12 protein-coding genes are annotated in these 14,210 nt (G+C 37.2%); 5 read left to right on the top strand and 7 right to left on the bottom strand.

The features are described from left to right. Positions 1 to 226: 226 nt before the first annotated feature. Positions 227 to 886, top strand: a complete 660-nt coding sequence (locus IR022_RS01500; protein WP_194202350.1) for a thermonuclease family protein — start codon at positions 227 to 229, stop codon at positions 884 to 886. A gap of 59 nt (positions 887 to 945) precedes the next feature. Then, the gene (locus tag IR022_RS01495; protein ID WP_194202349.1) at positions 946 to 1,440 is read left to right on the top strand and encodes a hypothetical protein; all 495 of its coding nucleotides are present in this window, start codon (positions 946 to 948) and stop codon (positions 1,438 to 1,440) included. A 91-nt stretch (positions 1,441 to 1,531) separates the two neighbouring features. Here IR022_RS01495 and IR022_RS01490 read toward each other — a convergent pair whose 3' ends face one another. Both IR022_RS01490 and IR022_RS01485 read right to left on the bottom strand, forming a co-directional pair. Beyond that, on the bottom strand, positions 1,532 to 2,089 hold the full coding sequence (locus IR022_RS01490; RefSeq protein WP_194202348.1) for a maltose acetyltransferase domain-containing protein: 558 nt from the start codon (positions 2,087 to 2,089) through the stop codon (positions 1,532 to 1,534). A gap of 373 nt (positions 2,090 to 2,462) precedes the next feature. Beyond that, entirely contained in the window at positions 2,463 to 3,218 is a 756-nt protein-coding gene (locus tag IR022_RS01485) for a hypothetical protein (protein WP_194202347.1), read from the bottom strand. A 227-nt stretch (positions 3,219 to 3,445) separates the two neighbouring features. Between IR022_RS01485 and folK the strand changes: the two genes are divergently transcribed. The 3 genes from folK to IR022_RS01470 all read left to right on the top strand — a co-directional run bounded on the left by folK (position 3,446) and on the right by IR022_RS01470 (position 7,800). Next, on the top strand, positions 3,446 to 3,931 hold the full coding sequence (gene folK / locus IR022_RS01480) for a 2-amino-4-hydroxy-6-hydroxymethyldihydropteridine diphosphokinase (protein WP_050709137.1): 486 nt from the start codon (positions 3,446 to 3,448) through the stop codon (positions 3,929 to 3,931). 17 nt (positions 3,932 to 3,948) lie between these two features. After that, entirely contained in the window at positions 3,949 to 6,492 is a 2,544-nt protein-coding gene (locus IR022_RS01475; RefSeq protein WP_194202346.1) for a DUF2339 domain-containing protein, read from the top strand. A 102-nt stretch (positions 6,493 to 6,594) separates the two neighbouring features. Further along, complete coding sequence (locus IR022_RS01470; RefSeq protein ID WP_194202345.1) at positions 6,595 to 7,800, top strand: hypothetical protein; 1,206 nt, start codon at positions 6,595 to 6,597, stop codon at positions 7,798 to 7,800. A 62-nt stretch (positions 7,801 to 7,862) separates the two neighbouring features. On the opposite strand, the gene IR022_RS01465 is transcribed toward IR022_RS01470, so the two are convergent. The 5 genes from IR022_RS01465 to IR022_RS01445 all read right to left on the bottom strand — a co-directional run bounded on the left by IR022_RS01465 (position 7,863) and on the right by IR022_RS01445 (position 14,103). Continuing rightward, positions 7,863 to 8,408, bottom strand: coding sequence for a dihydrofolate reductase family protein (locus IR022_RS01465; protein WP_194202344.1), 546 nt, complete (start codon positions 8,406 to 8,408; stop codon positions 7,863 to 7,865). A gap of 153 nt (positions 8,409 to 8,561) precedes the next feature. Then, positions 8,562 to 10,406, bottom strand: coding sequence for a glutamine--fructose-6-phosphate transaminase (isomerizing) (gene glmS / locus IR022_RS01460; RefSeq protein WP_194202343.1), 1,845 nt, complete (start codon positions 10,404 to 10,406; stop codon positions 8,562 to 8,564). Between the two features lie 209 nt (positions 10,407 to 10,615). After that, a complete protein-coding gene (locus tag IR022_RS01455) occupies positions 10,616 to 13,180 on the bottom strand; it encodes a beta-N-acetylglucosaminidase domain-containing protein (protein WP_242053009.1) in 2,565 nt (854 codons plus the stop codon). A gap of 280 nt (positions 13,181 to 13,460) precedes the next feature. Beyond that, positions 13,461 to 13,676 (bottom strand): (4Fe-4S)-binding protein, encoded by a 216-nt coding sequence (locus tag IR022_RS01450; protein ID WP_194202643.1) that lies wholly within the window; start codon positions 13,674 to 13,676, stop codon positions 13,461 to 13,463. A 124-nt stretch (positions 13,677 to 13,800) separates the two neighbouring features. Next, positions 13,801 to 14,103 (bottom strand): GNAT family N-acetyltransferase, encoded by a 303-nt coding sequence (locus IR022_RS01445; RefSeq protein WP_050711351.1) that lies wholly within the window; start codon positions 14,101 to 14,103, stop codon positions 13,801 to 13,803. Between the last annotated feature and the right edge of the window lie 107 nt (positions 14,104 to 14,210).

Genomic DNA, 14,210 nt, shown 5'->3' with positions numbered 1-14,210 from the left:
AAAATATCAAGCAATAAATAAATGAAAAACCATTAAAAATATCTAATGAAAAAGCTGAAATAAGATTCCAAATATTGATCATAAAAAGACAAAACTGGAAGCTTTAAAGTTCACAAAAAACAGTTGCATAAACAACATAATCGCTTATTTACACCCAAACAATTAACACTAAAATTATTTATCAAGCAGAAATAGTTTACTTTTGGTAAAAATATATTTAACCTATATGAAATATCTAATGCTACTATTACTGACAATAGCCTTACCCGCTAATTCACAAAACTTAAAGGGAAGGATTGTAGAGGTTATTGATGCGGATGTTGTCATCTTTCAAGATAGAGAGAACATAGAGAGAACTATAATACTGGATGGTATTGTAGCTCCTCGAATAGATATGCCTTATGGAGAACAAGCTTTTGAATTTACGCGAAGAAAGTGCGAAGGGTCTGAAGCAATAGTCAAAATAATATCTACTGATGCCGACATACAGACTTTTGGCATTATCTATGTAAATGGAGTAAATATAAATGAAGCACTTTTAATTGAAGGGCTTGCGTGGAAAAGTATCGATAACAACTCTGCACACCTCAGCAAATTGGAAGAAAATGCAAGAAACGCAAAAATAAATATCTGGTCAATAGAATGTCCTGTGCAATTGGAGCAAAAGCCACCTATATATGAAACCAGCGAAGCAAAGGTTTATGTTTGTAGTTTGATACCTAATATTTATCACCGAAACGAAAGTTGTCCCATTTTAAATAATTGCAAATCAAAAATCTTAAGGGAGCATTTCTTAGTAGCCAGAGAAAAGAAAGCATGCTTACACTGCTCTATGCGAAATGTATCTAGTAAAACCCTCATTAAATACATCAGTCACAACGACTAATCCTTAATCAAATCATTTTGCTATTTTTGCAACATTAATAATTTAATACTAACTAATTTATGTCTAGATTTTGCACCCTTATTTTTGTATTATTCTTTGGTCTTATGCATTTACATGCACAATCTTCTGAAGGTTTTTGGGGGCTAGAGTATGGAATGACGCAAGCACAAGTGGAGACTGCCCAAATAAAAGCGACCAGCATAGAAAAAGATGAAAATACTTTTTATTTAAATGGTATTTCTTTTGGCGGTATCAATTTCGATTCGGGACTTCTCACATTTTACAAAAACCAATTATATTCGGGATTCTTCGAAACAACAGTACCTGCTGAGAAAGCGGCATCGGTAGCTACTGAAATAGCGAAAGGTATAGCCGAAAAGTATGGCTCAGCAATGTCACTTAAAGAAGAGAATGCTCTTTTCTGGGTTACTAAGGAGGAGAATTTTATTCTTTTAAGCTTAAATTTTGAAAAGGAAGATCCTACCATAGCTCTCACTTATACCTGTGAAAAAATAAGGATTCAAAAAGAAGAAGACGAGAAATCAGACTTTTAAGAAAGCGAGTTTCTATAATCTCATAAAGAGTAAGGAGCAATTTTCACTCTTTATAAAATTACAATCTATTCATAACCAATCAATAAGACTGTTACAATATCTCTTTTATAATCCTTGCAGGATTTCCCACTACCAATACATTCGAAGGTACATCTTTTGTGACTACCGCTCCTGAGGCAACTACAACATTGTCGCCAATGGTAACTCCCGGATTAATAACTGATCTGCCACCAAGCCATACATTATTACCTATTGATACTGGTTTTCCCATTTCTAGGGCAGCAATACGTTCGGCTGTATCAAGTGGATGAGTAGCCGTATAGATATGCACACCGGGAGCAATTAAGCAATTGTCGCCAATGGTGATTGTACAAACATCGAGAAATACGCAATCGAAATTTGCATAGAAATTTTCTCCCACATGAATATTATATCCATAATCGCATCTGAAAGTGGGCTCTATAAAGATAGACTCTCCTACCCTGCCAAAGAGTTGAGATAAAATCTCTTCCCTCAACAATTCTTCATCGGGTGAGGTATTGTTATATGTAAAAATAAGCTTCCGTGCTTTGTATCTCTCTTTAGTCAATTCGGCATCACCCGCAAAATAAGGTTCGCCTGCCAACATTTTCTGTTTCTCTGTTTTCATACTTCTTCGCGTAAATGATAGTATTTTAGATATATTCTTGCTCGTATGAGGTAACTTGTTCTGCCCTCTCTACTTGGGTGAACAGATAAGTTTTGCCCTATACTTTAGCAATAAAAAGATGTGAGATTTTAGTCTACATTCAAACTGCAAGATAGTTCTTTTAAAGGCTTAGACAGGTATTGCATTGGTGAAATTATGTTATTACTCGCACCCATAAATATCTACATACCTGCCTATAAATAAGAATACAGGCATCTATAGTTGCATTTAGATACCTGTATTACACTTAAAAAAACCATTCAAAACTAAACCTTATCTTTTTGAAATTCCTGATGAGTGCTTACTCTTTATTATAAAGACACTCGTTTTTTCACTATCTTCTTTGTGCAGCTGACGAACGTCCATTGCTTCTATCAACGGAAGCTCTTTCGCTTGATCTTTCAGATTTTTCGGAACGCGAAACTTCAACATACTTGGTATCTGTTCTACTACTTGAACGTTCCGAACGTTTGTTATTGTCCGATTTGTTATCCGATCGTCTATGACCATTCTTGTTGCGATCCGAATCGCTTTTGCGTCCATTTCGGTCATTCTCACGTTGACTCGCTGTGTATCGTCCATTGTTGTCACGCCCTTTGTCGCGTTCGTTATTATAGTCCCTGTCACGTCCTTTGTCCTTATTGCCTCGTCCTCTGTTATCGTAGTACCATCTTACTTCGTTTCTGCGACTGTCTCTATAACGATTGTCGTGACTATTACGAATAACTATTTGATTTCTATTACCTCTAAAATGTCTGTAATCGTGTATATGACGAGTATTAAAACGCCAAGGATCATTATCGGCAATCACCACCTTATAAAGCCCGTACAAATCGTAATTGCGATACATAACAGGAAGGTAACGAGCCGATACCCAACGTCCTCGACGTGGAAACATAAACAGCCCTTGGTTTACATTGTAATACACATTAATATCGGGGAAATAATAGAATGCTGCATAGTTATATCCTACGGGTCCCCATGCAGGCTGAACTCCTATATTTACATTTACGTTTATGTTGGCAGCTTCAGTTCCTGAGAAACCAGCCATTGCTATTAGAAAGCCTATTGATAGTATAATCTTTTTCATAATCTAGTTCTTTAAATGGTACAATCAGTCGGTCAGTGTTCCGTATATTTAGTCAGATGCAGAAACCATCAAAAGGATTAATGGAGCAGGCTTAGATTAACCTTAATTAACCCAATCCTTAAAAACTCTAATCGCTAAAATAGCCAATTCTACCCTCACGTAGTAATTTATATATATATTTGCATCGCAGACCTTAGTATATAAGGCATGGAATAAAATACAACAAAATGCTCGATAACAACAATTTGCACGATGTATATCTGGCTTTGGGCACTAACTTAGGCGACAAGATACAGAATATACAGGCGGCAATCGAACAAATAGAACTTCGCATAGGCAAAATAATAGCCCTATCGTCATTATATGAAACGCAGCCCGTAGGCTTCGATTCAGAAAATACATTTCTGAATGCAGCTTGTTGTGTATCAACTACACTTCAACCACTGGAAGTGCTGGAATGTACACAGGTTATTGAACGGGAATTGGGGCGTAAGTCTAAATCTATTAATCACACTTACAGCGATCGCACGATTGATATAGATTTACTTTTGTTCGACACCCAAATTCTAGAGTATCCTCATCTGGTAATACCACATCCGCATATGCACGAACGCAGTTTCGTTCTTGCCCCTTTGGCTGAAATAGCTCCCGACATTTATCACCCGATATTAAAGGAGACTATATCAGCACTTAAAAACAAGCTAAACAACTAACGCTAAAATACAAAAATATGGAAGGACTTATATTAGTAATCCTTGTTATAATAGCCGTATTATTGTTTGTGATAATGACTAAGATCAACACACAAGGCAATAACATGAACTACCTAAGCAGCAATTTACTGGATACCAATAAAAAGCTTAAGGATTTATTCTACAAAACCGCAACGAAGGAAGACATCCAAGAAATTCGGGATGCAATACAAAACCTTGCTGACAAGGCACAGGTTACACAATTTGTAGATTCAATTAAACCAACAGAAGAAACGGTCGAAAACACTCCTCCTCAGGAAGAAGAGAAACCCGTTACTCCTACCACCTCTCTTATAGAGGAAGTGGTTATTGAAACACCCGAGACAATAGAAAATTCAATAGAAGAAACAGCAGCGGAAGAAGAGCTATCTGTAAGCGAAACGCCTGTTTATGCAGCCTTCAACAATACAAGACATACACCGCAAACATCGTTCTCGGAAGTATTCCAACAACCAACAATAGCCGAAAATCCTCAGAACAAAGCTAAAAACGAGGAACATGAAAAAGGCTTTATCGAGAAAATATTCAGCGAAAATCTATTAGCAAAAATAGGTATCGTAACACTGGTACTAGGTATTGCTTTCTTCGTTAAATATGCCATCGATCAAGAGTGGATCAACGAAATCGGACGTGTAGGCATAGGTCTACTAACGGGAGGTATCATAATAGGTATTGCTCACAAACTGAAAGAAAAATATCAGGTATTTTCATCCATACTCGTCGGTGGCGGTATCTCGGTACTCTACATAACGGTGACCCTCGCTTTCAGAGAATACGAACTATTTTCGCAACCCATTGCCTTTGCTTTACTCATTGCCATCACCATATTCTCGGTAATCCTATCATTGTATTACGATCGCAAAGAGCTAGCCATATTCTCGCTACTAGGTGGGTTTACCTCACCTCTTATGATAAGTACGGGCAGCGGCAACTACATCGTTCTGTTCTCATATATACTTATTCTGAATACGGGAATGCTTATTCTTGCCTTCCGCAAAAAATGGCATGTAATTGGTATCATATCCTATGTGCTTACTCTTATATTCTTCTGGTCGTGGATGATATCATCGTTCGACAATCAATTTAAAGGAGCAACCCTATTTGCAACATTATTTTTTGTTCAGTTCTACATACTAGCATTGCTAGACCATTTTAGAGGCGAACACAAAATAACGATCTATCAGGCAATACTTATCCTGACTAATAACCTGTCGTTCTTTCTAGCTTGCTTAACCATATTCTCCGATTACACATACGATATCAATGGACTTATCACCATTGTTATTGCAGCTATAAACGCCGTAATTATGATTGCCCTATTCCGCAAAAGCGAGATCGACCGCAATCTTATCTATTTGATCATAGGGGTGGTAATGACCTTTGTTAATCTGGCAATACCCATCCAAATGAATGGCTACGTCATCACCATGTTCTGGGCAGTAGAAATGGCTGTTCTGCTATGGCTGTGGCAAAAATCGCAAATACAGATATTCCGCATAGGATTCCTTATTGTTGCAGGACTTGTAATATTCTCCTACCTGCTCGATATTGCGCACAACTATGTGCCTACCGAAGCAGCAATGCCTATCGTTCTCAACTCTATATGTATTACGGGGCTGGTTGTTATAGCAGGTTTCTTCGCCAGTAAATTACTATTGCGCAAAGAGGATAGCGACTCCATTATAAGAATCGGCAGTGTACAGTTATTCAGCATCAAAGAATGTACACGTGCTATCGGGCTTATACTTATAGCATTTACTTATCTGGTTCCTTTCCTAGAGATCAATTACCACGTTGAATATCGTCTCGAACTAGATTACAATACAAGCTTACGCTATATGATAATGACTGCCTATACTGCGGTATATGTATCGATACTTAGCTTTGTGTACAGAAAAGAAATTGCAAAACGAGGATTCATCTTTGCACTCCTTTCGTTATTTACAGTAGTATATTCATTGGTATATTGGTATTATGTAACAGAACTTAGAGATTATACATTCTGGTTACCAACCTACCCCAGAGCATACTTCTTACTGCACTTTGTAGCACTTATACCCGTTATTCTGGTTATAATTACTCTTGTGAGAAACATTAAAACGGCAGCTCCCTCTAAATTGAAACCGTTCTATTGGGGAATGACTATTATATCGACACTTTTATTGGGTATCGAAACCGAAAATATAAGCGTTATGATATTCAGCAATATCGATAATTACAGCGATGTATTGTACGATGTACGCACATTTGTGTTCCCCGTTCTATGGGCACTTATTGCTATGACACTTATGATATGGGGACTGAAAGGCAAAGAGGTTATTCTTCGTAAAATATCTCTCATCTTCTTCGCCCTTATTATCGTTAAATTCTATGCATACGATGTATGGCATATGTCGCAAGCGGGACGCATAGTGTCGTTCATCATGTTAGGAGTTATTATTCTCTTAGTGTCGTTTCTCCAACAAAAAATCAAAACTCTGGTAAAAGAAGACACACCCGAAAACGATCAGCAAGTTTTATAAATAACTATTACAAAGAAAATTCAAGGACAATAACGAAGCGTAGTTGTTCTGCCTGATTAAATTATAAAAAGGTCTGAGACCTAAAACCTTTAATAATAAACGATGAAATATTTATTATCAATTGTATTATCTCTCATCAGTTTGTGTATAACGGCACAAACTTGGTTTGTTGCAGATATTGATACCATAAAGCAAAGTGGCTATTATAATATTCAACTCGATAAGCGAATTATTGCCGTATCGAATGATATCGACTTTTCGGATATAAGAATAAATGATACCATAGGTAACGAAGTGCCTTACTTTGTGAGGGCACAAACACCTGTGAGGGCAATCAACGAATTTGTAAGTTATGAGCTTGAAAGCAACACCGAGAAAGACAGTATCAATACAATTATTGTAAAGAATGAAAACGGTGAAAATCTAAGCAGATTCTCTATCTTTTTAGAAAGTGCCGAGGTTGATAAGTATGCACGACTAAGAGGTAGCAACGACCTTAAGAATTGGTACATTGTTAAGAAACAAGAGAATATTACCTATTCGGGATTTAAAGAAGGAAACAACGAAATACTGATAGTAGATTTTCCTCAGGGCAATTACAAATACTATGAGATTACGCTCTCTAATAATCAACCCAGCCCACTCAAAGTATTGAAAGTGGGACGATTCAAGAATTCGAACATCTATGCTCAACAAACAGAAATAGATCTGGGTAAATTTACAAGAAAAGACAGCACCGATAAAAAGACATACATCCGTTTTACCGATCTGCCATACAACTATCGCCTCAACAAGCTCATCTTCTTTATAAACAGTAAGGCTGAATATTATCGCAAGTCGGAAATAAAGGGCAAAGACTATACACTAAGATTCGATCTATCGTCTAAAGGCGCGAATACCGTTGTATTGAATAGTGCTCGCATATCGCCCGATGCAACTATTGTTATCGATAATAAAGGTAACCCTCCGCTTACCATAGATTCTATAAAAGCGTATGCCCTGAATCGCTACTTATGTGCTTACCTCGAAGAGGGACAATGCTATACCATTATTATCGGGAATAAGGACATCTCGCCCAGTTCGGATTACGATATCAAATACTTTCAAGAAGAGATTCCCGAAGATTTACAAATCGTAAAGACATCTAATTTTCAAAAGATAGAAGATAAGGAACACTCTCACCAACGAGATAAAATATGGATTGAAGAGCCTATATTTCTTTGGTCGATAATTATTATAGTCGGCTTATTCCTCAGCTTCATCCGTTATAAGATGATACGGGAAATGAAAAAGAAGGAAGAGAAATAAACTTACAACAACATGTTTACAATTTGCCTATTATAGGACTCTAAATACCGGCTATTCGCCATTCATTTATTGTGCTTATAGATAAGTTGTACAACGCCCGACTTGAATCTGTTTACTTCCATCAATTCGAGATTTACCCTCTCTTTCAGATTTTCGAATAAAGGTTTACCTGTCCCTAATAGTATCGGATGGATAGAGACTCTGTATATATCAATCAAACCAAGTTCCATAAAGGTTTCAGTCAATTTTGCACCACCATACAGCCATATATCTTTACCTGGCTCGTGTTTAATTTGAGCTACTCTTTTCGCAAAATCAGAAGTTATGAAAGTAGCATTATTATCTTGTCTTGGGTTGCTCGAAAAAACATATTTCTTTTTGGAGTGAACTCTCGACCATATATCTATTTCTACCTGGGTAGAGTTTGAATCGGGTTGAAAATTACCCCACATATCATAACTCACCCTACCATAAAATATAGCATCAACACTCCGAAGAAAACCATCGAAATCCATATCATCGTCCATTATACACCAATCAACCTCTCCGTTTGCACCTTCTATAAAGCCATCAAGGGTTACTGCCAAATCTAGGATTATCTTTCTCATATCGATAATGTTTTTGAAAATTGTATTTTATTATTCAGTCTCAAAACTAGTTGTTTTTTCTTTAGAATAATAGTTTTTCTATTATCAGTTCTCAACAAAAAAAATGAGGACAAACTCATAAAGTTCGCCCCCATTTATATACTATGTGATGAATTACTCTACCGTAACCGATTTTGCCAAGTTACGAGGCATATCCACATCTCTGTTTTTATTCACAGCAATATGATAAGCTAGCAATTGCAAAGGAATACACGACAACAAGGGATCGAGACACTCATCGGTCGAAGGTATTTCGATCGAATAATCTGCCAATGCTTTTATCGATTGATCGCCCTCGTTTATGATAGCTATAACTTTGCCCTTACGAGCTTTTATTTCCTGAATATTACTCACTACCTTTTCGTATATAGCATTGTTTGTGGCAATGGCTACAATAGGCATTTCGTTATCAATAAGAGCAATTGGACCATGTTTCATTTCGGCAGCAGGATATCCCTCTGCATGAATGTAAGAAATCTCTTTCAGCTTAAGAGCCCCTTCCAAAGCTATTGGATAGCTATATCCGCGTCCTAAGTAAATAAAATTGTGAGCATATGTAAATATCAACGAAAGCTCTTTTATTTTATCATTCAGAGCCAGAATAGAAGTAATCTTATCGGGTATGTTTTGCAGCTCTTTCAACAAGTGAAGATAGCGTTCGTCTGTAACCGTTCCCTTTTCTTTGCCGATAGTGAGAGCCATCATCGTAAGCACCATCACCTGAGCCGTGAATGCTTTGGTTGAAGCCACCCCAATTTCGGGACCACAATGCGTGTACGAACCCGAGTCGGTATTACGAGGGATGGAAGCACCCACCACATTACACACTCCATATACAAAAGCACCTGCCCTGCGAGCCAGTTCGATAGCAGCCAAAGAATCGGCAGTTTCCCCCGATTGAGAAATGGCTATAACAATATCATCAGGCTCAATCACCGGATTGCGGTATCTGAACTCCGAAGCATATTCAACCTCTACCGGTATGCGGCAAAACTCCTCAATAAGATATTCGCCAATCAAACCTGCGTGCCACGAAGTACCACAAGCAATGATAAGAATACGTCTTGCTTTCTTAAATTTATCAATATGGTCTATTATCCCCGAAAGGGTAACATTAGTTCCCTCTACATTGATACGCCCACTCATGCAGCTTCTCAAGGTTTCGGGTTGCTCAAAAATTTCTTTCAACATGAAATGATCGTAACCGCCTCTTTCCAGTTGGCTCAGATTCATTTCCAGCTCTGCTATCTTATGCGTTTTCTGAACGTTCGATATAGTCACCACCTTTGGCTCTTCGTCACGTTTTATAACTACAATCTCTTCGTCATCCAAATAAATTACTTTATTCGTAAATTCAATAATGGGCGAAGCATCGGAAGCCAGAAAAAACTCTCCTTCGCCAACACCTACCACCAAAGGGCTACTTTTGCGGGCTGCAATAATCTGATCGGGATTTCCCTTCTCAATCACAGCAATAGCATAAGCACCTATTACCTGATTTAATGCCAATTGAACGGCTGTAAACAAATCGCAATCGTTCAGTTTCTTTATGTATTCAATCAATTGTACCAATACCTCCGTATCGGTGTTACTTTGGAATGTATATCCCTTAGCTTTCAGTTCAGCCTTTAGCACTGCATAATTCTCAATGATACCATTGTGAATCAAAGCCAGAGATTCGGTTTGAGAATAATGAGGGTGAGCATTTGCATTACTCGGTTCGCCATGCGTTGCCCAACGGGTATGAGCTATACCGATAGTTCCCGAGAGGTCTTTATCCTTTGCAAACTCTTCCAAATCCTGCACCCTACCCTTAGCCTTATAGATAGACAGATCGTTATTGCTATTCATTATAGCGACTCCTGCACTATCATAGCCTCTATACTCGAGGCGATGTAATCCTTTTATCAAAATAGGGTACGCTTCCCTAAAACCAATGTAACCTACAATTCCACACATACAATAAATGATGTTACTTAAAATTCACCTTAAACACAAAGTCAGATTAATAACGAAAAACAATACAAAAGATTATATTATATTCATTTTTTAACAAAAAGAAAATATTAAACAATAAAAAGACCAATCAGTCAAAATCTGATTGGTCTTTTTATTATAGGGTGAATGAAATAGTGTAAGAGGTGAAAACTTCACCTACAAATCATACTTTATTTTTTATTTGGAATAATCTCGAATATTTCGACATTACCTTCAATCTCTACCTTCGCTACACCCTTTTCTAGGTTCACAATGAAGAAAGGAGTGTTGATAGTAGTTTCAGATATCAAAGTTCCATTTTTTGCAATTTGTCTCAGCTTTACCAAATCTGCATCGTTGCCCGATAGTTTTAGCAACATAGTATATCCTGTAACATTCTTGGGGACTTCAAAAGCCAGAATACCTTTGTTTAAAAACGAAGTACTCGGATTACTGTCAAAAGCATAAAGAGCAGCATTTAAATTGTCAGTTTCAACCTTAAAGCCTAAATGTTCGGCTCTCACAGGATTCACTTCAAACGAACGAATAGCCGCCCAGTTCTTTTTAGACGATTCTAGTTTTCTTAATCTTATGTATTTAGCTTGTACCGGCTCACCAGTCCAATTAATAATATACTGATTCTTCATATTGTCGATCATAGGCTTCCACTCTTTTCCATCTACCGAATACTCAAGTATTGCATGGTCAAAGTAGTCAACATCGTCAACCGAATTTCTACCTTGTAAGATAGATACTTCCGACACATCTCTTATACGACCTAGGTCTGCCCCAATCCAATCACCAGTCGATTGTCCTGTACCCGATGTATAATGAGTTATCGAGTCATTATCAAACATAAGCTTGCTAAGAGTCGTTTTCATATTACTGTATGATGCTATACCTCTGTATGATGCAGGCACTTCGCCCGTTAGTTTGGTAAAGAATCCGTACAACATGTCATCCATCGCATTTTCATAGAACGGCTGAAGTTTCATTGTTCCCGATTTATGAGCCTCATATGCTTTTCTATCTTCTGCACTCATCAGATTATTTACATAAGCCGCCCAAAAATCTGGGTTATTTGCCGATTTGTAAAACTGAGTAATATCAAGAGTTTTTTTACCTCTAGTTCCCAGTTTACCAAATTCTTCAAGCCATGGGCTAAGTTCTTTCACCAAAGCTTTGTTCTTACAATTTGCATGAAGTTCAGAAGGCACTTTCTCTACTTTCTCAAATTCTTTATATAGATTGTTGAATTGTTGATCTGTATAATTTCCAATTCTAAAAGTCTCGGTTTCCCACGATTCATCTCTGCGATAACCCGTTTCGGTATCACTCGAATGTATTGCAAACGTTCTATAAGCATCTTTTACCTCAGGTGTAAGTACCTCAAAGGCTCTCTCCCAGTTATCAATAGGATTATAAGCACTCATATTCCATGTATAATCTGCAACACCATAAAGAGCCAGTTTCGAAGCCTCGCCATGTTCCATTGGGTTACTTACAAGACCACTCACATCAGCTTGAGTCAAACTAGTATCTAATCCATATACAGGTCCTTGCATAATAATGTGGCGTACATAGTCGGTCACCGGATAGTTCCACCAATATAATGCAGGTCTCTTAATACGAGAATTAACCCAATCCATAGTCTCTCTAGTTAAATCCGTACACACAGCATCACCAGTCCAAAATACCTCTACCGATGGGTCAAGTGTATCGCCGTATATGGCAAGGCTTCCTTGTGGCGAAGGATTTGCCCACAGTTTAGAATAGTCAGTAGGACAAACGATTAAAGACGACACATCACCTTTTACTTTTACAAAATCGGTATTTAGTCTGTTCAAAAGCTCAGTTTGTTTGATTGGATTGGTTCCCTCTCCCGAAATATCGTCAAAGAAAATTGCAAATGAGCGTACTCCAAGATCATACATCATCTCGAATTTGTTGACTAGGTTAACATAGTCCTCTTCATTCCACTTGATGTCTACTCCGGGGTGAATTGCCCAAACAAAGTCAACTCTATTGCGATTACAAGCCTCTACCAGCTCATGTATATTTTTTGCTTCTGACTCTGGATAAGGAAGTCGCCAATTTGGTGAACTGTGATAAGGATCGTCCTTAGGTCCATACAGATAACTATTCATCTTGAATCTACCATAAAAGTCAATCAAAGACATACGAACCTCATGCGACCATGGTGTTCCGTAAAATCCTTCAACAACACCTCTATATTTAAGATCGGGATAATCGTTAATTACCAAATAAGGTAATTTACCCGATTTTGCTATCGGACTTTTTACTAATTCCCTAAGTGTCTGTAAACCATAAAAAGCACCTCTCTCGTCGTATCCTGTAATAGATATTCCGGCTTTGTCGATAGTCAGGATGTATGCTCCTGATACATTTTTCACACCTAGTTTAGTAGCTAAATTTGTACCATAATCGATGGTAAGTTTAGCTCCTTTTTTAACAAGCAGAAGAAACGCCAGGTCTTTTGAAAACTTACCCTGCTTATCGTTTAAGTCAACTCCTTGAGTGATATCGAGCTTACCAGCTTCATTTATCTTAATACTTTGGGGAGTAGGATTTATTATTATTCCTTTGTGATCTAGTTTTTGACCGGGAACTTTCAATACATCCTGCGATTCTGATCTTTGAGATGCCAGATCGAAATCAGATTCTTGGGCCGACAAACTACCATAAGCACAAACGCTTATAAGTAATACAGCCAGCATTTTTTTTGTGTACGCCATTTTCTAATAAGTATTATATATAAAATTAATATTCGATGTTTATTCTAAAAGAAACCACTTTACTTTCATAAATATAATACTAAAAGCGGTTCAGACCAATCAACATGTAATATATTAAATATCATACATTTGAAGAAACAACTTTAAAATATTAATTTTCAAGGCATTTAAAGCTCAAACAGTATATCTCTTTCTATTCAAAAAATTTAGTTTTCACAAAAAAATCAGTGATTAGTAACAACCACTGATTTATATGAATAAAAAAGGCTAAAACCCTTAGTTACTTTTCGATTCTATAAGATAAAGCTCCCGATGGACATGCATCTACCTGAGCCATCAATTGTTCTGTAGTGGCATTCTCTATCTTTAACCAAGGTCTTTCTTGCGGATTATATACCATTGGCAGCATTTTTACACAGATACCTGCATGCTGACAAAGAGAAGGTTGCCAGATAATGGTCAATTCGCCATTCGAATATTCTATTTTTTTATTAATATCCATCATATCGTTCTTATTTAAAGTAAACAAACGTATTTGATTCTATTTAATATCATAAGGGCAGACCTTTCCGTCTGTCCAATGTGGATGAGAAGTTTACGCCTACAAAAAAATTATATTCTTAAATATTGATTCCCCTCATCACAATACGTCTCCAATCGGGGTGTTTTTGAATGTAGCCAGCCACAAACGGACATAAGGGCACTAAGCGAAGTTCTTGTAATTCTATATTTTGAAGTACTTTTTCGATCAATTGCGAACCGATTCCCCTTCCTTCGAGAACAACGGGTACTTCGGTATGAGTGAGGTATATCTCGCCATTCTTCGATTTTATGTATTCTATTTTCGCAATCTCGTCACCGATTCGAAACTCATACCTATTTTCGGGGCTATTGTCTATCAACTCATAATTTTCTTTCTCCATAATAGTATTTTTTAGTCAATAAAAGTATCAGCCCATTCATTTTACACAGAGGCGATACTGTGATCTTTTATTTATCAAACGTTTAAAATCAAGGTTTTGTTTTAAAT

Source organism: Dysgonomonas sp. GY617 (assembly GCF_015233815.1).
Taxonomy (GTDB): domain Bacteria; phylum Bacteroidota; class Bacteroidia; order Bacteroidales; family Dysgonomonadaceae; genus Dysgonomonas_A.
The sequence above is the reverse complement of the archived record's forward strand: the minus strand, read 5'-3'. Positions and strand labels throughout refer to the sequence as shown.

Excerpts from the sequence above, each read along its gene's own strand:
- IR022_RS01475 (WP_194202346.1), top strand. The coding sequence starts at position 3,949 with ATGGAAGGACTTATATTAGTAATCCTTGTTATAATAGCCGTATTATTG.
- IR022_RS01455 (WP_242053009.1), bottom strand. The coding sequence starts at position 13,180 with ATGGCGTACACAAAAAAAATGCTGGCTGTATTACTTATAAGCGTTTGT.
- IR022_RS01445 (WP_050711351.1), bottom strand. The coding sequence starts at position 14,103 with ATGGAGAAAGAAAATTATGAGTTGATAGACAATAGCCCCGAAAATAGG.
- IR022_RS01490 (WP_194202348.1), bottom strand. The coding sequence starts at position 2,089 with ATGAAAACAGAGAAACAGAAAATGTTGGCAGGCGAACCTTATTTTGCG.
- glmS (WP_194202343.1), bottom strand. The coding sequence starts at position 10,406 with ATGTGTGGAATTGTAGGTTACATTGGTTTTAGGGAAGCGTACCCTATT.
- folK (WP_050709137.1), top strand. The coding sequence starts at position 3,446 with ATGCTCGATAACAACAATTTGCACGATGTATATCTGGCTTTGGGCACT.
- IR022_RS01500 (WP_194202350.1), top strand. The coding sequence starts at position 227 with ATGAAATATCTAATGCTACTATTACTGACAATAGCCTTACCCGCTAAT.
- IR022_RS01465 (WP_194202344.1), bottom strand. The coding sequence starts at position 8,408 with ATGAGAAAGATAATCCTAGATTTGGCAGTAACCCTTGATGGCTTTATA.
- IR022_RS01470 (WP_194202345.1), top strand. The coding sequence starts at position 6,595 with ATGAAATATTTATTATCAATTGTATTATCTCTCATCAGTTTGTGTATA.
- IR022_RS01485 (WP_194202347.1), bottom strand. The coding sequence starts at position 3,218 with ATGAAAAAGATTATACTATCAATAGGCTTTCTAATAGCAATGGCTGGT.
- IR022_RS01495 (WP_194202349.1), top strand. The coding sequence starts at position 946 with ATGTCTAGATTTTGCACCCTTATTTTTGTATTATTCTTTGGTCTTATG.